The organism is Variovorax sp. Soil_C_39 (assembly GCF_057656815.1).
In genome coordinates, this window is sequence record NZ_JBDGJQ010000007.1 from 212,516 (window position 1) to 231,633 (window position 19,118).

The following is a 19,118-nucleotide window of genomic DNA, read 5'->3' on the forward strand; positions in this document are numbered from 1 at the left end:
CGACGCGGCCGCCCTCAAGCGAAGGCGAACAGGACGATGCCGAGCGCGGCTACGACGCAGGCCAGCGTGACGATCCGGCCCGCAGCCAGCGCACGGGCGCGCTGCATGTGGCTTTGCATCGAGAACCACGGGCCGTGGGCACGCGCGCAATGGCGCATGTGGGAGGCCAGGGCTTCGAAGTCGCCATGAACGAAATCGATCTGTGAACGGGTGAGTGATTGGGGGGTGGACATGGCAACGGGCTCCTGAATACGACTCGGGCCGCCGCGCGAATGCGGGATATAGCGAGAATCTTGGGGTATTCCCGACCCTACTCTTTTAATTGACCTTACGGGTTGCTATTGCGGGCGCACCTGCGTAGGAAAGACGCTCGAAGCTGTCGGAACGCACCTTTCCGGGGCAGGGAAAAGCCGTCCCGGCTAGAGTCCGGGGCTCGATTCCGCTGGAGATCCCCCGTCTTGTTCCGTTTCTTTGAAAAACTGATTCATCCCTACCCCGCCGCCGAACCCGCTCTGCCGCCGACCGGATTCTTCGCCTTTCTCTGGGCCTGCACCCGGGGCGTGCGCCTCAAGATCGCCGCGATGGCAGCGCTCACGGCGCTCATGTCGGGGTTCGAGGCGCTGCTGTTCGGGGTTCTCGGGCGCGTGGTCGACTGGCTCGGCGGCCAGGAGCCGTCGCGGCTCTGGGACGACCGCGGGAACACGCTGGGCTGGCTCGGTGCGCTGCTCGCGATCAGCATCGGCGTGGTGGCGCTGCAGACCATCGTGAAGCACCAGACGCTGGCGATCAACCTGCCGATGCGGCTGCGCTGGAACTTCCACCGCCTGATGCTGGGCCAGAGCATGGCCTTCTACCAGGACGAATTCGCGGGCCGCATCACCGCCAAGGTGATGCAGACCGCGCTTGCCGTGCGCGACACGGTGTTCGTGCTGGCCGACGTGGTGGTGGCAATGGGTGTGTACATCGTGACCATCGTCGTGCTGGTGAGCGTGCTCGACCTGCAGCTGGTGCTGCCCTTCGTCGTCTGGCTCGTGCTGTATGCGGCCTCGCTCGCGTATTTCGTGCCGCGACTCGGCAAGATCGGCAAGGCGCAGGCCGATGCGCGCGCGCTCATGACCGGCCGCATCACCGATGCCTACACCAACATCGCGACCGTCAAGCTGTTCTCGCACACGCAGCGCGAGGCCGGCTTTGCGCGCGACGCCATGCGCGACTTCATGCACACCGGCTACGGCCAGATGCGGCTCGTGAGCGCGTTCGAGATCGTCAACCACGCGCTCAGCATGGGCCTCACCGCCGGCATGGCGGGCATGGCGCTGTGGCTCTGGTCGCAGGGCACGGTCGGCGTCGGCGCCGTGGCGGCGGCCACCGCGATGGCGCTGCGCCTGCAGGGCATGTCGCACTGGATCATGTGGGAGATGACCAGCCTGTTCGAGAACATCGGCACGGTGCAGGACGGCATGAAGACGCTGTCGCGCGCGCGCACCGTGCTCGACGCGCCGGGCGCCGGCGTGCTCGAGGTACCGCGCGGCGAAGTGCGCTTCGCGCATGCGAGCTTCCGCTATGCCGACGCCGGCCGCCGCGTGATCGACGACTTGAACCTGGTGGTGCGCCCCGGCGAGAAGATCGGCCTGGTCGGCCGCTCGGGCGCGGGCAAGTCGACGCTGGTGAACCTGCTGCTGCGCTTCCATGACCTCGAAAGCGGCCGCATCCTGATCGACGGGCAGGACATCGCTCAGGTGACGCAGGATTCGCTGCGCACCCACATCGGCATGGTCACGCAGGACACCTCGCTGCTGCACCGCTCGGTGGCCGACAACATCGCCTACGGCCGCCCCGACGCCACACGCGAAGAGATCGAGGCCGCCGCGCGCCGCGCCGAGGCGCACGATTTCATCCAGACGCTCGGCGATGCACACGGCCGCCACGGCTACGACGCGCACGTCGGCGAGCGCGGCGTGAAGCTCTCGGGCGGCCAGCGCCAGCGCGTGGCCATTGCGCGCGTGATGCTGAAGGACGCGCCGATCCTTTTGCTCGACGAGGCCACGAGCGCGCTCGACTCCGAGGTCGAGGCCGCCATCCAGCAGAGCCTCTACCGGCTGATGGAGGGCAAGACCGTGATCGCGATCGCGCACCGGCTCTCGACCATCGCGGCCATGGACCGGCTCGTGGTGCTCGACGAAGGCCGCGTGGTGGAAGAAGGCGACCACCGCACGCTGATGGCCAAGGGCGGGCTCTATGCGCGCCTGTGGGCGCACCAGAGCGGCGGTTTCCTCGGCGAGGACCTCGACGAGGGCGAGGCCGAGGAGGCGCTGCGCGCCTGAGCGGGCTTCAGTTCACGGCTTCTCAGCCCGGCAGCGCGCCCGCCTCGTACTGGGCCGCGAATTCCGCGCTCGGCGGAATCGGCTTGATGATGTCGATCAGCACGCCGTTCGGGTCGCGCGTGATGAAGTGGCGCTGTCCGAAGGCCTCGTCGCGCAGCGGCAGCAGGATCGGCAGCCCGGCCGCGGCAAGCCGGTCGTGCGCCGCATCGGGGTCGTCGACCTCGAAATTGAGCAGCAGCCCGCCCACCACCTGCCCGCGCGCCGCTTCGGGGATCGTCTCGTGGCGGCCGTCGAGCACCGCGAGGTTGACCGCAGGCCCGCCCTCCAGCTGCAGGTGCACGTACCAGTCGCTCGTGAACAGCGGCACGAAGCCGAAATGCGCCTGATAGAAGGCCGCGGTCTGCGCGACATCGCGGGTCATGATCACCGGGTAGTAGCTCGTCACTTTCATGGCTGGTTCCTTTCAATTAACATACAAACTGCATGTAAGTTGAATCTTATCTACAGACAGTCTGTATGTAAATGACCTGGAACGTCATGGCCACACCCCGCACCAACCGCGAACGCACCGAAACCACCCGACTGGCGTTGATCGACGCCGCGCGCGCCCTCTTCGTCAGCAAGGGCTACGGCGACACCTCCACGCCCGAGATCGCAGAGGCCGCCGGCATCACGCGCGGCGCGCTTTACCACCACTTCGCCGACAAGCGCGACCTGTTCCGCCAGGTGCTGGTACGCGAGGCCGAAGCCGTGGCCGCCTGCATCGAAGCCGCCGCGCCGGCGCCGCTCGCCCCGCGCGATGCGCTGCTCGAAGGCAGCAAGGCCTACCTCGACGCGATGACCGCGCCGGGCCGCACCCGGCTGCTGCTGATCGACGGCCCCGCGGTGCTGGGCCGCGAGGAGATCACGGCGATCGACGATGCGACGTCGGCGGCCTCGCTGCGCGAAGGGCTGGCGCAGCTGCAGACCGGCAAGGCAGAGGTGCCGCTCGATGCGCGCGCGCGCCTGCTGTCGGCCGCCTTCGACCGCGCCGCACTCGAGATCGATGGCGGTGCCGATGCGGCCGAGGTGCGCTCGGCCATGCTGTGGCTGCTGGAGCGGGCGCTGCCCGCACCCGCGCCGCGCAAGCGGCGCGCCTGAGGCGGCGCGCCGCGGCACTGGCGCTCGCCCGGCCCTTGGCGAGTCCTACAGCACAGGCCGTCTCTTGCCGACAGCCCCGCGCCACCCTGGGCGCGATGCTGGCGCTGTCGTCAACAAAGAGGAGTCCTCGCGTGAATTCCATCATCTATATCGTCGGTCTGGTCGTGGTCGTGGTCGCTGTGCTTTCGTTCTTCGGCCTGCGCTGACCGGTCATCGGCACACCGCGGACCCGGCTTGCGGGCCGCCGGTGGTGCCTCCTTCAGCGCGAGGCGGCGGCCTCGAGTCATGTCGCTACCGGGCGTTGGCATAATTTGCAGGGCCAAAGAGCGAAGGGACCCTGTTGACCAACACCGCATTGCGCGAACCAGTTTTTACCGATGCGGTCGTCACCGAAGCGATCCGCTGGACCGAACAGCAAGGTCCGCTCGACGATGCGCAAGCCATGCGCATCGCCCTTTCTTCCCCCAACACCGACCGCCACGCGCAGATCACTGCCCGAGCGCTTTCGCTTGGCGAACGCATCGGGCTCTCGGCCGAACTGACGCGCGCGCGCCAGTGGGCACCCTGGGTGCTGCTCGGGCTCGTGGCGCTCATCGTCATCGCCGGGCTCGGGCTGGCCGGCAACGTGGTCGGCAGCGGTGAGCGGCACATCAACGTCATCGTCGCGCTCGCCAGCCTGTTGGGGCTGCATGCGCTCACGCTGCTGCTCTGGCTCGTGGGGCTGTGGCTGCCGGCGGGCGTCTTCAATGGCGCATCGCTCGGGTCGCTCTGGCTGTCGCTCACTGCGCGCGTCGCGGGCGGGCGCCGCGGCCAGGCGCCGCTGCTGGTGCGCTCGGCCACCGACCTGCTCGCGCGCGCCCGGCTGCTGCCCTGGGCCTTCGGGCTGGTCAGCCATGGCATCTGGGCGCTCTCGTTCGCCGTGGTGCTTGCCGCGCTGCTGTTCGCGCTGGCGTTCCGCAGCTACACGCTGAGCTGGGAAACCACCATCCTCGACCCTGCGTTCTTCGTGCGCGCCGTACAGCTGCTGGGCTGGGCGCCGGCGCAGATCGGCTTTCCGGTGCCCGAAGCCGCGACCGTTCTCTCTCCCGTGGCCGGCGCCTCGGGCCAGCGCAGTTGGGCGCTATGGCTCACCGGCTGCATCGTGGTCTACGGACTGCTGCCGCGCGTCGCATTGGTACTGCTGAGCGCCCTGGTGTGGCGGCGCCGCCGCAGCGCATTGCAGCCGGATTGGCACACGCCCTACTACCGCAGGCTGGCGGACCGCCTGGCGGCGCTGGTGCCGCCCACGATCGTCGATGCCGACCCGGGGCATGCGCGCGGTGCGGTGCCCGCGGGCCTCGCGCCTTCCGAATGGCATGACGACGCGCTCTTCGTGCTCGGCTTCGAACTGCCGCCCGACATGGCATGGTCGCCCGAAGGCCTGCCGGCCGCCGCCGAGGTGCGGCGCATCGACGGCAGCGCGCCCGCGCGCCGCGAAGTGCTCGACCTGCTCGCGCAGGCGCATCCGCGCGCCGTGCTGCTGGTGTGCCATGCCGCCTCGAGCCCCGACCGCGGCACCGAGCGCTTCGTGCGCGAACTGTTGGCCCATTGCGGCGAGTGCCGGCTCTGGCTGGCCGGCGCGGGGCCCGTCGAGCGCTGGACCGACTGGCTCGCCGAGACCGGCCTCGCACCGCGGGTCGCGGCCACGCCGCGCCTCGATGACGCACTGCAGGCGCTGGCCGCGACGACATGACGAACGAAGCCCCACCCATCCGCATTGCCGTGGTCGGCCACACCAATGCCGGCAAGACCTCGCTGCTGCGCACGCTGACGCGGCGCGCCGGCTTTGGCGAGGTGTCGCAGCGGCCCGGCACCACGCGCCATGTCGAGTCGGTCGATCTCGAGGTGAACGGCCGGCCCGCGGTGCGCTTCCTGGACACGCCGGGCCTCGAGGACGCGGTGGCGCTGCGCGAGCACCTCGCGGGCTACGACACCAAGGCCACGCCGCCCGAACGCATCCGCCAGTTCCTGCAGGGCCCCGAAGCGCACGGCGTGTTCGAACAAGAGGCCAAGGTGCTGCGCACCATGCTCGACATCGATGCCGCGTTCCTGGTGATCGACGTGCGCGAGGCGGTGCTGCCCAAGTTCCGCGACGAGATCGAGCTGCTCAACGCCTGTGCGCGGCCGGTGCTGCCGGTGCTGAACTTCGTGCGGGATGCGGCGAGCCGCGAGGCGGCCTGGAAGGAGCTGCTCTCGGCCTATGGCCTGCACGTGCAGGTGCGCTTCGATGCCGCGGCGCCCTTCGTGGGCGCCGAACGCGAGCTCTACAACGACCTTGCCACGCTGCTGCGCGACCGGCGCGAGCTGCTGCGCGCCGTGGTCGATTCGCTCGCGGCCGAGGCCGCCGAGCGCCGTGATGCGGCCTGCACGCGCATCGCGCAGTGGCTGGTCGACGCGGCCGCGCTGCGCCGCACGGTGCCGGCGCACGAGTTCGCCGACCTGCAACGGCGCAAGACGATCGTCGCGGCCCTGCAGAAAGAGGTATTCGACAAGGCACAGCACTGCACCGACGACCTGCTCGCGCTGTTCGGCTTTCGGCAGGACGATGCGAGCGAGGCGCCGCTGCCGCTGGTGGAAGGCCGCTGGTCGCTCGACTTCTTCAGCCCCGAAGCCATGAAGGAGGCCGGCCTGCGGCTCGGCAAGGGCGCCGTGATCGGTGCGGCGGTGGGCGTGGTGGCCGACCTCGCGGTGGCCGGCATCTCGCTCGGCGCGGGCGCCGCGATGGGCGGCGCCATCGGCGGCGCGGTGTCGCAGGGCTGGGGGCCGCTCGGCCGCAAGCTGGCGAACCGGCTGCGCGACCTGCACGAGCTCACGGTCGAGGACGGTGTGCTGTTCGCGGTGGTGGCCTGGCAACTGAAGCTCACGCACGCGCTCGAGCAGCGTGGCCATGCGGCCACCGACCGCATCGCGGCCGCAGCACCCGGCACCGAAGACGGCACGGCCACGCGCGCCACCGCCGCGGCGGTGCGCGCGGCGCGGCCCGCGCGCAGCCATCCCGAATGGGAGACCAAGGGCGTGGCGACACGCGCCTTCTGGCGCCCGGCGCCGCAGCGCGACGCGCTGGTGGCGGAGATCGCGCAGGCGCTGCACGGCGCGTTCGAGGCCTGAGCGCGGCCGCACCGCAGCACCGCCGCGGCACAGTCACCGTGCGGTCACGCGGCCTGCCTAGCATCGGCAGGCCCCTCCTCCACCCGACCTCACCAGGACTGCGCTGTCGCGATGTACCCCGGCGAAAGGCTCAACGGCTACAGCCATCTGCTGGGCCTGCTGCTCGCGCTGCCGGCCACGGCGCTGCTGCTGGCCAAGACACTGCCCACCGGCGATGCCGCGCGCATTGCGGGCGCGCTGGTGTTTTCGCTCTCGGCGGTGGCGCTGTACGCGGCCTCGACGCTGTTCCACAGCACGCGCGGGAAGCTGAAGCGGTTCTGGGAGCGTGCCGACCACTGCGCCATCTACCTGCTGATCGCGGGCACCTACACGCCGTTCGCGCTCGTCACGCTGCGGGGCCCCTGGGGCTGGCTGCTGCTCGCCGCCGCATGGGGCGCGGCGGTGTTCGGCATTGCGCGCGAACTCCGGCAGGCCGGCGACACGTCCTCGAAGCCGCCGCTGTCGCTCTACCTCGGCATGGGGTGGCTCGGCGTGCTCGCGGCAGCGCCGCTGGCCGCACGGCTCGACGGCGGCGGCCTGGCATGGCTGCTGGCGGGCGGCGTGCTCTACACCGTGGGCACGGTGTTCTATCGCAATCGCCGCGGCTTCCGGCATGCCCATGGCGCCTGGCACCTGTTCGTGCTCGGCGGCACCGCGAGCCACTTCGTCGCGGTCGGCTGGTTCGTGCTCTGAGAAGCTGTAAGCGACCGTTACCGCACGGCGTGCGGTCAGAGTGCCTTCGCGGATGTGCAAAATGCGCACCATGCCAAATATTGCCTCCATCCTGAAAGCCGAGATCACCCGCGTCGCCCGCAAGGAAGTGCGCACCGAGGTCGAGGCGCTCAGAAAAGCGTCCACCCTGCACCGTGCCTCGATCGCCGCACTGCGCCGGCAGGTCGACCAGCTCGAGAAGGAACTGCGCCGCACCGCCAAGGGAAGCGCGCGCGCCGCGGCCCCGGCCGACGACGAAGCCGATTCCGCCCCGCCGCGGCGCTTCAGTGCCAGCCGCCTGGCCTCGCATCGCGAGAAGCTCGGGCTCTCGGCCGCCGCCTACGGCAAGCTGGTGGGGGTGACGGGGCAGACCATCTACAAGTGGGAACAGGGCAAGGCACGTCCGCGCAAGGCCCAGCTAGAAGGCCTGGCCTCGGTGCGCGGGCTGAGCCCGCGCGAAGCCGCGCAGCAGCTCGAAGCGGCCTGAGCTTTCCCTCTCTCCTTTCCTCTTCCCATGTCCAACCTCATCGTGCACGGCGGCACGCCGCTTCGGGGCCGCATCACGCCTTCCGCCAACAAGAACGCCGTGCTGCCGGTGCTCTGCGCCACGCTGCTCACGCGCGAGCCGCTGCGCCTCTATGGCGTGCCCGACATCACCGACGTGCGCAAGATCCTCGACATCTTCCGCAGCCTCGGCAGCGACGCGCAGATGGACCACGCCACGGGCACGCTCGAACTGCACCACCGCGACACGACGTTCGACCCTGCGCGCGACCGGCTGCCCGAGGAGATGCGCTCGTCGATCATGCTGGTGCCGCCGCTGCTCGCGCGCTTCGGCGTGGCGCGCCTCGAAGACAACGTCAAGGGCTGCACACTGGGCGTGCGCGAGATCGATCCGCACGTCGAGGTGTTCCGCCACTTCGGCGGCGAGGTGGAACGTGCGAGCGGCTCGCTGCTCGTGCGCAGCAACGGCGAGCGGCTCAGGCCCGTGGCGCACTGGCTCGACTACGCCTCGGTGACGACCACCGAGAACTTCGTGCTCTGCGCGGCCGCGGCCGACGGGGTCTCCACCCTCACCAATGCCGCGTCCGAGCCGCACGTGCAGGAGTTCTGCCGCTTCATGACGATGCTGGGCGTGCGCATCGACGGCATCGGCACTTCGCGGCTCACGGTGCACGGCGGCGTGGCGCTCGGCGGCGGCGAGTTCCGCTTCGACGAGGACTTCCACGAGATCACCACCTTCCTCGCGCTCGGCGCGATCACGGGCGGCGACGTGGTGGTGCGCAACAGCGCGCCGGCCAACTTTCCGCTGATCGACCGCACCTTCGCCAAGTTCGGCGTCACCGTCACGCACGAGGACGGCTGGTCGCGCGCCAGCACCAACGGGCCGCTCAAGGTGCAGACGCCCTTCACGAGCAACGTGCTTACCAAGGTGGAGGCCGCGCCCTGGCCCTACTTTCCGGTCGACCTGCTGCCGATCTTCATCGCGCTGGGCGTGCGCGCGCAGGGCAACGCGATGTTCTGGAACAAGGTGTACGACGGCGCGCTGGGCTGGACCGGCGAGCTCTCGAAGTTCGGCGCGCACGTGTTCTCGTCCGACCCGCACCGGCTCATCACCTTCGGCGGCAGCCCGCTCACGCCGGCCGTGGTCGAGAGCCCCTACATCATCCGCGTGGCGATCGCGCTCCTGATGGTGGCGGCCAGCATCGAGGGCCGCTCCGAGATCCGCAACGCCACGCCGATCCGCCGCGCCCATCCGCGCTTTGCGGAGAACCTGCGCAGCTTGGGCGTGCAGGTCGAATGGACAAGTGAAGACTAGCGAGCCTCAGCCGCGCAGCGCGTTCACCGCGATGCGCACCGCCGAGGCGACGACGTCGTTGCGCACCGGCGCGTCCTTGGCCGGGAAGGTGAGATAGATCGCCACCACCAGCGGCGCACCGGCCGGCGGCCACAGCACGCCGACGTCGTTGTTGGTGCCGTAATCGCCGCCACCGGTCTTGTCGCCCACCTTCCAGTCCGCCGGCACGCCAGCACGCATGCGCGTGGCGCTGGTGGTGTTGCCGAGCAGCCATTCCTGCAGCTGGCGGCGCTCGGCGGCGCCGAGCGCATCGCCCAGCACCAGCCGCTCGACGCTCGCGGCCATGGCCTCGGGCGTGGTCGTGTCGCGCGGGTCGCCCGGAATCGCCGTGTTGAGCTCGACCTCCCAGCGGTCGAGCCTGAAGGTGGTGTCGCCGATGGATCGCGCATAGGCGGTCACCGCGGAGGGCCCGCCGAGGATCGTCATCAGCAGGTTGGCCGCGGCGTTGTCGCTGTACTGGACGGTCGCGGCGCAGAGCGCGGCCACGCTCATGCCCTGGTCCAGATGCTTGCCGGTGATCGGCGAATGGGGCTGCAGGTCGCTGCGGGCGTAGCGCACATGGCGCGCCAGCAGCGCCGGCTCGCGCGTACTGCGTGCAAGGATGGCCGCGGCCAGCACCGTCTTGAAGGTGCTGCACATCGGGAAGCGTTCGGTGGCGCGGTGGCTCACGCGGGCGCCGGTGCCGGTGTCGAATGCGGCCACGCCGAGCCGCGCGCCCACCGATGCCTCGAGCGCCGCGAGCGCGGCCTCGGCTTCGGCCGCGCGCGCGCCCGGGCGCTTCGCGAGCCCGGCGGTGCAGGCGCTCGCAAGCGGCAGCGCGGAGGCGGCGAGCAGGAATGTGCGACGCTGAGTGAAGAAAATCGAAGAAGTCATGTGCTTGGGTTTCAGACGAGTGGATGGAACGAAGGGCATCGTAGGAGCGCAGCCGCGCCGGCTCCAGCGCCCGGCGGCGCGGCCGCGTCCCGGGTGTATCGGCTGTAACGCCGGGCCGGACGCGTCGGCGCGCGACTACAGGCGGACCACGCGGCTTGCGTTAAGGTTCGTGCCATTCGCCGACTCCGGAGCTCCCCATGACCCCTCCCCCCGCTGCACCGGTCCGCAGGCATTTCTCGATGATCCGCGGCTTCCACCTGGCCGATGTCTTCACGCTCGGCAACGCAGCCTGCGGCGTGGGTGCAGTCTTCCTCGCGATGGCCTTCATGGCGAGCCAGTCGCTCACGCAGTTCTACTGGGCCGCCGCGCTGGCCCCGGCGGCCTTTGTTTTCGACGTGTTCGACGGCCGCATCGCGCGCTGGCGGCAGACCCATTCGGCGCTCGGTCGCGAACTCGACTCGCTGGCCGACGTGATCTCCTTCGGCGTGGCCCCCGCTGCGCTCGCTTTTGCCGCGGGCCTGGACGGCGTCTGGGACTGCCTGCTGCTGATCTACTTCGTCGGCTGCGGCGTGAGTCGCCTCGCGCGCTACAACGTCACGGCCGAGGCGCTCTCCGAAGGCGCGGACAAGGTCAAGTACTTCGAGGGCACGCCCATTCCCACCAGCGTGGTGCTGGTCGGCGTGCTCGCGCTGGCGGCCTGGCAGGGCCGCATCGGCGATGCAGTCTGGGGCGGCGCCTGGGTGCTGGGGCCGTGGCAACTGCATCCGCTCACGCTGCTGTTCGCGCTCTCGGGCACCTTGATGATCAGCAAGACCCTGAGGATTCCCAAGTTCTGACTTCCATCGGAGACGCCTTGTGACCATGAAGCTGTATTTCGATCCGCAAAGCCGCGCACAGATCGCCAAATGGATGCTCGACGAGGCCGGCGCCGCTTACGAGATCGTGCCCACGCTCATCCGTGACGGCGCGCACAAGAAACCCGACTACCTGAAGATCAACCCGGCGGGCAAGCTGCCGGCGCTCGTCGATGGCCGCACGCGCCTCTTCGAAAACGCGGCGATCTGCATGTACGTGGCCGAGAAGTTTCCGCACGCCCGGCTCGCACCGCCCGTGGGCTCGCCCGAGCGCGGCCGCTACCTGTCGCTGATGGCCTACTCGACCGCACAGCTCGAGCCCGCGATGGGGGATAGCCTGCTCGGCCTGCAACATCACGCTGCGCGCGGCTGGACCGATTTCGAGCAAGCCAAGGACGTGGTGGAGCGCGAGCTGGGCAACGGCCCCTACCTGTTCGGTGCGCAGTTCACCGCCGCCGACGTGATGATCGGCTCGATGTTCATCTGGCAGCGCGCCTTCGGCAGCCGTTCGAACCGGCCGAAGATCGACGCCTACGTCGCACGCCTGCAGGCGCGGCCCAAGGGCCTGTCATTTGGCTGAGCCAGAATCCTTTCATGCAGACCCACGCCTCTTCTTCGCCCCCTTCCACCACCCACGCCACGTCGCCCGGCCTCGAGCAGCTGGCCCGCATCGCGGCCGAACAGCCGCTCGCGCCGGCCTGCGACCATTTCTACTTCCTGCGCCACGGCCAGACCGGCCGCAATGCGCAGCGCATCTTCCAGGCGGTGGACGAGCCGCTCAGCGAACTCGGCCTGCAACAGGCGGCGCGCGCCGCGCAGTTGCTCGCGGGCGAACCGATCCGCACCATCGTCTGCAGCGATGCGCGGCGCGCGCACGACACGGCGCATGCCGTGGCGGCGGTGCTGCGGATCGAGCCCACCCTCCAGGAGGGGCTGCGCGAGCGGAACTTCGGCGCGCTGATCGGCACCTCGTCGGTCGACATCGACTGGGCCTGCGAACCCGCGGGCGGCGAAACCCTGGCGCAGTTCGTGGCGCGCAAGCGGCTCGCGCTCGATGCCGCGCTGGCGCAGCCGGCGCCGGTGCTGGTGGTGGCGCACGGCGGTTCGCTCTATGCGCTCGCGGCGCTGCTCGGGGTGCCGATGGACCTGGGCCTGCTCGGCAACGCGCAGCCATTGCGTTTTTCGAAGAGCGGCCCTACATGGACGATAACGCCGCTGTTGCGGCAGGCCGACGGGGATTCGGCCCTGGCCTGACGCGCCGGGCTGTGCACCGTCGGGCAACCCACCACAACCATGGAATTCAAGGACTACTACAGCGCCCTGGGCATCGAGCGCACCGCTTCCGACGAAGAGGTGCGCAAGGCCTACCGCAAGCTCGCGCGCAAGTACCACCCCGACGTCAGCAAGGAAGCCGACGCCGAGCAGCGCATGCGCGACATCAACGAGGCCAACGACGTGCTGCGCGACAAGGAAAAGCGCGCGGCCTACGACGCACTGGCCGACCGTGTGGCGCGCGGCGGACAGGCCGGGCCTGGCTTCCAGCCGCCGCCGGACTGGGACACCGGCTTCGAGTTCCACCGCGGCCCGAACGCCGGACCGGCCGACCACGCAGAATTCAGCGAGTTCTTCTCGTCGCTGTTCGGCGAGGCCGAACGCCGCGGCGCGGCCCGGCGCAACCACCGGGCACGAGGCGAAGACCACCATGCAGCGATCGAGATCGCGCTCGAGGACGCGATCCAGGGTGCCGAGCGCGAGATCACGCTGCGGTCGCAGAAGCTCGACGCCGCGGGCCGCCCCGTGTTCGACACGCGCACGCTGAGCGTGAAGATCCCGCCCGGCATGCGTCCCGGGCAGTTCATCCGGCTCGCGGGCCAGGGCATGCCAGGGCACGGCGGCGAGCCGGCGGGCGACCTGTACCTCGAAGTGCGCATTGCGCCGCATCCGCTCTACCGCGTCGAGGAGCGCGACATCTACATGACGCTGCCCGTCACGCCCACCGAGGCGGCGCTCGGCGCGCAGGTGAAGGTGCCGGTGCCCGCCGGGGGCGCGGTCGAGGTGACGGTGCCGCCCAACGCGCGCGGCGGCCTGAAGCTGCGGCTCAAGGGCCGCGGGCTCGGCGGCAAGCAGCCCGGCGACCTGTACCTGCTGCTCGACATCGCGCTGCCGCCGGCCGGCGAACCGGCCGTGCGCCGCGCCTACGAGCAGCTCGCGCAGGCCTCGGCAACGTTCAACCCACGCCAGCACCTGGGAGTTTGAGCATGGCGACAGTAACCGTGACCACGGCCGTGGGCACTTCGCATCCGCTCGCCGCGAGCGAGCTCGCGCATGCCTGTGGCGCCGACACCGAATGGGTGGTGCAACTCGTCGAAGTCGGCATCGTCCAGATCGCCGCGGCCGAGCCGCCCGAGCAGTGGCGCTTTTCGAGCAGCGACCTGCAATGCGCGCTCGAGGCGCGCCGGCTCGAGCGCGACTTCGGCGTGGGCCTCGATGCCGCCGCGCTGATCCTCGACCTGCAGCACGAAGTGCGGCGGCTCAAGGCGGTGCTGCGCGCGCACGGGGTGGGCTAGGACTTCGGGCGCTTCCTGGGGGTGGGCTTTGACGGAGGCTGGGCCTCGGCCTTCGCCGCGCTCGCGGCAGGCGGCGCCGCACGGCCCTGCAGTTGCTCGAGCCACAGCAGCCCATCGACATGCGCCATGAAGCGGTTGAGGTAGTCGGGCGAGAGTTCGTGCATGAGCACCAGCGCGCGGTGCACGAGTTGGTGCGAGTTGAGCGGGCCCGCGTTCTCGGGCACCCGCGCGAGCGACTGCGTGATGCGGCGTTCGGCACGCAGGCGCGTCCAGGTGCGGTTGAAGAAGCGCACGCCCTTGAGCTCGGGCGCGGAGCCCGACGCCGCCAGCGCCATGCCACCGGGCGCGGCGACATCGGGTGTCGGCGCATGGCGCGCGATGTGCTCGAGCAGTTCTGCGAGCCCGCTGCGCGCAGGCGGTGCAGCATCCGCCGCCGGTGCCGGCGCCTCGTCGAGCGCACGGCCATAGGCATCGATCAGCACGGCCAGCCGCGCATCGAGCAGCCGCCGCGCCTCGCCCTGGTGCCCGGCCGTGCGCCGCGCCATCGCCTCGATCAGGCGAAAGCGCACGGGGTCGCGCCGATGCGCACCACGCTCGCGCCAGGCCGCGAGCGTGGCCGCGGCGTCGATCGCTCCAGCGCTACTCACGGGGCCGGGCATCGGCATGGGCGGCAGCGCCGGGCTTGTGCCTCGGCGTCGGCGCCATCTCCACGCGCCGGTTCTTCGAGCGCCCTTCGGCATCGGCATTGGAGGCCACCGGCTGCTCCGCGCCGAACGCGGCCGCGAACACCGCATCCGAGGGCACGCCTTCGTCGATCAGCGCGCGCGTCACCGTGAGCGCGCGCTGCGCCGAGAGCTCCCAGTTGTCGGCGAACGGCCGGTTGCCGTCGCGCGGCGCGCGCATCTGCCGGTCGTCCGTGAAGCCGCTGACCATCAGCACTTCATCGCGCGCGCGCAGGTAGGCCGCCATCGGCCCGGCGAGGCTCTCGAGCACCTGCCGCCCCTCGGGCTGCAGCTCGGCGGAATTGAAGGCGAACAGCACGCTGCCGCTGATGCCGATGCGGCCGTCGCGCAGCGTCACGCGGCCGGCAGCCAGCGGCCCCGCGAGCGCCTGCTCGAGCGCCTCGCGGCGCTGGGTCTCGGCCTGGCGCTGCTGCACCTCGGCCTGCAGCTTCGCGGCCAGGTCGAGCTGCATGCCCAGCGCACCGACGAGGATCAGCACGAAGGCGCCGACCAGCCCAGCCATCAGGTCGCCGAACACCGCCCAGACCGGAACGCCCGGCTCCACGCCCGCGTCGATGTCGATCTCGTCGTTCACTGGTGCACCCTTGGCGCTGCGCGCCTTCCCGCCAAGCGGGAGCGAGCTTGCTTGGGGCGGCCCGGCGCGGCGCTCATCACGCTTCGCCTCCCACCGCCACCGCTGCCGCAGGCCGGCCCGCGATCTGCTGCAGGTCGTCGACGATCTGCTTCTGCGACATGATGCTCAAGTCGATGACCTCGCGCGCCTGTGCCACGTAATAGGCCAGTTGCTCGTCGCTGCGTTCGATCGACTTGCCGAGTGCGCCTTCGACGCGCTGCAGGTGCACCACCAGCTTCTCGTTCGATTCGCTGAACAGCTGCACCGCATGGCCGAAGGCCTCGCCGAGGCTCGCCACCTCGACCGCGCTGCCGGTGACCTGCGCGGCCACCTCGGCCAGCCGGCCGGTGTCGGCTTCGACCTGCTCGGTGAAGCGGCTGCCGACACGTTCGAGCACGTCGGCCGAGGCGCCGACCAGCGCATCGACGGCCGAGCGCTGCTCGGTCGAGGCATGGTTCACCGCATCGAGCAAGGTGCCCAGCGTTTCCATCAGGCGGCTGCGCTCCTCGAGCATCGCGTTGTCGCGCGCCATGCTGTCGGAGAGCTTCTGGCGCAGTTCGGCCACCACCTCGGCCGCGACGCGCGGCGCCTCGGATGCGGCCTCGAGCAACCGCGAGATCTCGGCCACGGTGTTCTTGGCATGGCCTTCGGCCTGGGCCGACATGCCGCGTGCGGACTCGGCCAGCGCGTCGAACAGTTGCTGCTGGCGGCGCTCTGACTCGGTGCCGGCTTGCTGCCATTCCTGCTGCAGCGAGGCGGCCACCGCGCCCAGGGCCTCGGTCCATGCCGCAAGACGCTCCGCATCGCGCGAGGCGATCTGCGCCTGCAGGCCGGCATGGGCCTCATCGACGCTGCGCAACAGCGCGGCCGCCTGCTGCCCGGCATCGGCCGCGGCCGCCGCGAGCGACTGCTTCGCCTCGGCGGCGAACTGCGCGCCGACGCGCTCGTGCTCGGCCAGCGCGCGGCCCCAGCTGCCCGCCACTTCGTCGGTCGTTTGGCCGAGGCGGGCCGAGACGCTCTCGACCAGCGTGGCCGAGCGTTGCTCGAAGGTTTCGGCGAAGCGCTCCTGCGTGCTGCGCAGGTCTGCGACCAGCGCCTGCGAGGTGCTGCGGTGCTCGGCCAGCGCGCCCTTCCAGGTGTCTGCGACACCGGCGGTCGCGGTCTCGAAACGGACCGTGAGGCCGTCGAGCTGCTGCTGAACCGTGCGCGCGACGCTGTCGTGCAACGAGGCGGTCTCGCGCGCGATGCCGGCCATGGTGGCCTCGACCACGGGCTGGATCGTCGCACCGGCGATGCGCGCGCTCTCGGTCAGGCTCTGCTTCAGCGAGCTGTCGACCGACGAAGCCAGGCCGGCATACACCGCCTCGGCCTGGCTGTGGAACTGCGCTTGGCCCGCGGCGAGGCGCTCGTTCAGCGCCAGGGCTTGCCGCTCCATGGTTTCCATCATGGCCTGCATGCGGTCGACCAGCTGCGGCATCAGGCGGGCCTGCTGCTCGAGCAACTGGAACGACGCCTCGCGCTGGTGGGCACGCGAGTAGGGGCGCAGGCGCGTGGCGATGAGGCTGTCCAGCCGCTGCCCGGCCTGCAGGCGGTCGCGCCGGCACAGCGCCGAGGCCAGCCCCAGCATCGCCGAGGCGGCCACACCGGCCACCGAGGTGCCGAAGGCCAGGCCCAGGCCCTTCACCGGTGCCGACAGCGAGTTGCGGATCGCCTGCAGGTCGGTCGCGCTGTCGAGCGCCAGGCCGGTGCCCTTGAGCGTGACCACCATGCCCATGAAGGTGCCGAGCATGCCGAGCAGCACCAGCAGGCCCGAGAGGTACGGCGCCAGCGCCGGGCCGGGCAGGCCCACGCGCTCGCCCTCGATGCGCAGCCGTACCGCGTTGCGCAGCGACGGATGCAGCTGTGCCAGCCAGGCGCCGAGATCGGCCGGCGGCTCGGACAGGCCGTCGACGGCGCGCGCGAGCGTGCCGCTCGCCTGCCGGAAGCGGTGCAGCTCCAGCCCGCCGATGACATAGAACACGCCGACGATCAGCGTGACGGCAAAGGCCAGCGCGTGCGAGCCGGCATACCCCGCGCCGACCCAGCACACCACGGCAAGGCCCGCGGCAAAGACGAAATAGGGAAGAAATCTATTCATGGGACTCTGGTTGCCTCATGCGAAGGGCGTCGAGCAGCCCTTCGACGGGTTGGAATCGGAAGTCCAGTTCGGCGAGCAGCACGTTCCGGATGTCCTTGTGGAAGGCATCGAGCCAGGGTCCGGGCGCAGCGGGTGCAGCGGGTGCAGCAGGCTCAGCGGCTCCGTCGGCCGGGTCCGCGGCGGCGGCAGGCCGCAGGCGGTCAAAGTGCTTCTCGAGCAGCGTGGGCACGGCTGCGAGAAAGCTGCGCTCGCGCGGCGCCAGCACCTGCTCCATCACCACGTCGACCGACGCGAGCCGAGCCATGGCGGGCGACCGCGCCGCCAGCATCGCGCGCAGCCGTGCGCGCAACGGGCCGACGGCCGCATCGAGCGCCTGTTGCTGGGCCAGGTAGCGCCGGCGGTACGGTGTGAAGTCGGGTGCGGCATCGTCGGCGTTCTTGCCGCGCCGCCAAGTGGCGTCTTCGGCAATGGCCTTGGTCAGTGCCGTGCGCACGCGGGTGCATTCGCGCTCCTCGGCGCCGGGTGCGGTACGGCCGGCCGACGGCATGCCGGAGGCGCCGCCGTCGAGCGCGGCCGAGAGCGAAATCGCCTCGGTCCAGCCGAACCACTGGCTCAGCTGGTCGGCCGTTGCCTGGCGCGGTTCGCGCACGTCGGATTGGGCGAGCCCGAGGAGCAAGCGAACGAGCGCCGAATCGCTGAAGGCCGTGCGCTGCTGCTGTGAAACTTGCCCCATGAACGCCAGAACGAAAAACCTGGCAGTCTACACCGGGGGGCCGCGCCGGCCTCCCGTGCATGGCGCGCCGAAGGAAACCGCCGGTAACGCTGGCGGGCCCGCTCGGATCAGGCCCCTTGGGAGTCAGAGTCCGTTGCTGTGGTAGCGCGGCCTTTGCTTGTAGAGGGGGACGGCCGAGATGGCGGCTGTCAGCGCGGCGACGTCGGCCTGCGGGATCGCATACATGCCGGCGTACACCTTGGCAGCGATCGGCTTGGCAATCACGCGGATGGGGTGCGAGGGAACGTCGCGCCCCTTCGCCGCCAGCGTATAGAGCGCCTCGGCGATGTAGCCCATGGCTTCGTTCTCGTAGCCCGAATGCTCGCCGAACGCCAGCATATCGAGGTGGGCGTGCGTCGCTTCGTGAAACACCACAGCGCGATGGCGCTCGTCGAGCACGTTGAGGTCTTCCGACACGTCCATCACGGCAAAGGTCATGTCGTACTGAGCGGCATTGCCGGCACTCAGGTTGGACCCGACGCGAATCTTGCCTGCTGTGATCGCGTCGGCCACGTCGTGGTAGGCGCGCGGCCAGATCCGCAGCGCACCAATGGCGAAGTTGTGGCGCGCGATGAATTTGTCATGCCTCAGGATGTTGACCACCTGTGCGGTGAGCGTCTCGGGATCGGACATGGGAGCGACTTTCAGTGATGGAGTGAAGTCGCGAATTCTGTCGGGCGGACGCGCGGCCGACCATATGCTGTTGGTCGTGTCCGCAAGGCTGTCGGCTCTGGCGAACGGCCGGCCCGGTTTTCAAAGCGCCCAAGGACAAAAGCCGGACGGTGCTGTCGCACCGTCCGGCTCTGGCTGTCTTTGCTTGCCGAAGCGCCGGCCGCCCAGGGCCGCCGGCGTTCTGCCTGCCTGTTCGATTACAGGCCGGCTTGGCGGGTGAAGCCGCGTGCCTGCTCGGGGATCACGCTGCCTGCGAAGGCTTCGCGGCGCAGGTTCTGGCCGGGAGCGTGGGCAGCGGCCACAGCTTCGCTGCGAACGATCGCACGGTCGGTGGCGCTGGCGAGCACCGGGGCCACGCCGGCCGAGGCGACTTCGCTGTAGGCATTGCCTTCACGGGCGGCAGCAACGGCTTGCGGCGCGACGTCGGCGCGGCTGTAGCCGGAGGTCAGGGGCTGCACGCCTTCGTAGGTTTCTGCATGGGCGCCAGCGGCGGCGAGCAGGGAGAGAGCGGCGGCGGCGAGGATGTTCGAGGTCTTCATTTCAGGTTCCTTCTTGGTTTCTTGGTTTGGACTTTGGATGCCTTGAAGTTTGCACCACAAACCAAGGGAAAACCCTCGACGAATTGAACCGCAGTGTTCATGAAACTGAAACAATGACGCGGAACTTTC

Annotated in this window: 21 protein-coding genes; 12 read left to right on the forward strand and 9 right to left on the reverse strand. The window is 70.2% G+C overall.

Features of this window, described 5'->3' with window-relative positions:
* Positions 1-14 precede the first annotated feature (14 nt).
* On the reverse strand, positions 15-233 hold the full coding sequence (locus AC3A6J_RS19250; protein ID WP_487861579.1) for a hypothetical protein: 219 nt from the start codon (positions 231-233) through the stop codon (positions 15-17).
* Positions 234-458: 225 nt separating this feature from the next.
* Between AC3A6J_RS19250 and AC3A6J_RS19255 the strand changes: the two genes are divergently transcribed.
* Positions 459-2,324, forward strand: a complete 1,866-nt coding sequence (locus tag AC3A6J_RS19255) for an ABC transporter ATP-binding protein (protein WP_487861580.1) — start codon at positions 459-461, stop codon at positions 2,322-2,324.
* A gap of 22 nt (positions 2,325-2,346) precedes the next feature.
* Here the strand turns inward: AC3A6J_RS19255 and AC3A6J_RS19260 are convergent, their stop codons facing one another.
* Positions 2,347-2,775: a VOC family protein gene (locus tag AC3A6J_RS19260; RefSeq protein WP_487861581.1), complete on the reverse strand. Its 429-nt coding sequence runs from the start codon at positions 2,773-2,775 to the stop codon at positions 2,347-2,349.
* An 86-nt stretch (positions 2,776-2,861) separates the two neighbouring features.
* Between AC3A6J_RS19260 and AC3A6J_RS19265 the strand changes: the two genes are divergently transcribed.
* The 6 genes from AC3A6J_RS19265 (at position 2,862) to AC3A6J_RS19290 (ending at position 9,180) form a co-directional block, all read left to right on the forward strand.
* Positions 2,862-3,464: a TetR/AcrR family transcriptional regulator gene (locus AC3A6J_RS19265; RefSeq protein ID WP_487861582.1), complete on the forward strand. Its 603-nt coding sequence runs from the start codon at positions 2,862-2,864 to the stop codon at positions 3,462-3,464.
* Positions 3,465-3,804: 340 nt separating this feature from the next.
* Positions 3,805-5,196 (forward strand): DUF2868 domain-containing protein, encoded by a 1,392-nt coding sequence (locus AC3A6J_RS19270; protein ID WP_487861583.1) that lies wholly within the window; start codon positions 3,805-3,807, stop codon positions 5,194-5,196.
* The gene (locus tag AC3A6J_RS19275) at positions 5,193-6,611 is read left to right on the forward strand and encodes a GTPase/DUF3482 domain-containing protein (protein ID WP_487861584.1); all 1,419 of its coding nucleotides are present in this window, start codon (positions 5,193-5,195) and stop codon (positions 6,609-6,611) included. The genes AC3A6J_RS19270 and AC3A6J_RS19275 overlap by 4 nt, the downstream gene beginning before the upstream one ends.
* 111 nt (positions 6,612-6,722) lie before the next feature.
* On the forward strand, positions 6,723-7,343 hold the full coding sequence (trhA, locus tag AC3A6J_RS19280) for a PAQR family membrane homeostasis protein TrhA (protein WP_487861585.1): 621 nt from the start codon (positions 6,723-6,725) through the stop codon (positions 7,341-7,343).
* A 70-nt stretch (positions 7,344-7,413) separates the two neighbouring features.
* Positions 7,414-7,848, forward strand: a complete 435-nt coding sequence (locus AC3A6J_RS19285; protein ID WP_487861586.1) for a helix-turn-helix domain-containing protein — start codon at positions 7,414-7,416, stop codon at positions 7,846-7,848.
* A 27-nt stretch (positions 7,849-7,875) separates the two neighbouring features.
* Positions 7,876-9,180 carry a UDP-N-acetylglucosamine 1-carboxyvinyltransferase gene (locus tag AC3A6J_RS19290; RefSeq protein WP_487861587.1) on the forward strand — a complete coding sequence of 435 codons (1,305 nt, stop codon included), beginning with the start codon at positions 7,876-7,878 and terminating at the stop codon, positions 9,178-9,180.
* 6 nt (positions 9,181-9,186) lie between these two features.
* On the opposite strand, the gene bla is transcribed toward AC3A6J_RS19290, so the two are convergent.
* Positions 9,187-10,092: a class A beta-lactamase gene (bla, locus tag AC3A6J_RS19295; protein WP_487861588.1), complete on the reverse strand. Its 906-nt coding sequence runs from the start codon at positions 10,090-10,092 to the stop codon at positions 9,187-9,189.
* 197 nt (positions 10,093-10,289) lie between these two features.
* On the opposite strand from bla, the gene AC3A6J_RS19300 reads away from it, so the two are divergent.
* The 5 genes from AC3A6J_RS19300 to AC3A6J_RS19320 are packed head-to-tail and all read left to right on the forward strand — an operon-like array spanning position 10,290 to position 13,513.
* A complete protein-coding gene (locus AC3A6J_RS19300) occupies positions 10,290-10,928 on the forward strand; it encodes a CDP-alcohol phosphatidyltransferase family protein (RefSeq protein WP_487861589.1) in 639 nt (212 codons plus the stop codon).
* 25 nt (positions 10,929-10,953) lie between these two features.
* Complete coding sequence (locus AC3A6J_RS19305; RefSeq protein WP_487861660.1) at positions 10,954-11,526, forward strand: glutathione S-transferase family protein; 573 nt, start codon at positions 10,954-10,956, stop codon at positions 11,524-11,526.
* Positions 11,527-11,540: 14 nt separating this feature from the next.
* Positions 11,541-12,200, forward strand: a complete 660-nt coding sequence (locus AC3A6J_RS19310) for a histidine phosphatase family protein (protein WP_487861590.1) — start codon at positions 11,541-11,543, stop codon at positions 12,198-12,200.
* 39 nt (positions 12,201-12,239) lie between these two features.
* Positions 12,240-13,202, forward strand: a complete 963-nt coding sequence (locus tag AC3A6J_RS19315; RefSeq protein WP_487861591.1) for a DnaJ C-terminal domain-containing protein — start codon at positions 12,240-12,242, stop codon at positions 13,200-13,202.
* 2 nt (positions 13,203-13,204) lie between these two features.
* Entirely contained in the window at positions 13,205-13,513 is a 309-nt protein-coding gene (locus AC3A6J_RS19320) for a chaperone modulator CbpM (protein WP_487861592.1), read from the forward strand.
* Here the strand turns inward: AC3A6J_RS19320 and AC3A6J_RS19325 are convergent.
* From AC3A6J_RS19325 to AC3A6J_RS19350, 6 genes are all read right to left on the reverse strand, one after another.
* The gene (locus AC3A6J_RS19325) at positions 13,510-14,160 is read right to left on the reverse strand and encodes a DUF2894 domain-containing protein (RefSeq protein WP_487861593.1); all 651 of its coding nucleotides are present in this window, start codon (positions 14,158-14,160) and stop codon (positions 13,510-13,512) included. The genes AC3A6J_RS19320 and AC3A6J_RS19325 overlap by 4 nt on opposite strands.
* Complete coding sequence (locus tag AC3A6J_RS19330; RefSeq protein ID WP_487861594.1) at positions 14,153-14,830, reverse strand: OmpA family protein; 678 nt, start codon at positions 14,828-14,830, stop codon at positions 14,153-14,155. Before AC3A6J_RS19330 ends, AC3A6J_RS19325 begins: the two co-directional genes overlap by 8 nt.
* Positions 14,831-14,906: 76 nt before the next feature.
* Positions 14,907-17,006, reverse strand: coding sequence for a DUF802 domain-containing protein (locus AC3A6J_RS19335; protein WP_487861595.1), 2,100 nt, complete (start codon positions 17,004-17,006; stop codon positions 14,907-14,909).
* Positions 16,999-17,739, reverse strand: a complete 741-nt coding sequence (locus tag AC3A6J_RS19340) for a DUF3348 domain-containing protein (protein WP_487861596.1) — start codon at positions 17,737-17,739, stop codon at positions 16,999-17,001. The genes AC3A6J_RS19335 and AC3A6J_RS19340 overlap by 8 nt, the downstream gene beginning before the upstream one ends.
* A 123-nt stretch (positions 17,740-17,862) precedes the next feature.
* On the reverse strand, positions 17,863-18,411 hold the full coding sequence (locus tag AC3A6J_RS19345) for a hypothetical protein (RefSeq protein ID WP_487861597.1): 549 nt from the start codon (positions 18,409-18,411) through the stop codon (positions 17,863-17,865).
* 236 nt (positions 18,412-18,647) lie between these two features.
* Positions 18,648-18,989 carry an alpha/beta hydrolase gene (locus tag AC3A6J_RS19350; protein ID WP_487861598.1) on the reverse strand — a complete coding sequence of 114 codons (342 nt, stop codon included), beginning with the start codon at positions 18,987-18,989 and terminating at the stop codon, positions 18,648-18,650.
* Positions 18,990-19,118: the final 129 nt, after the last annotated feature.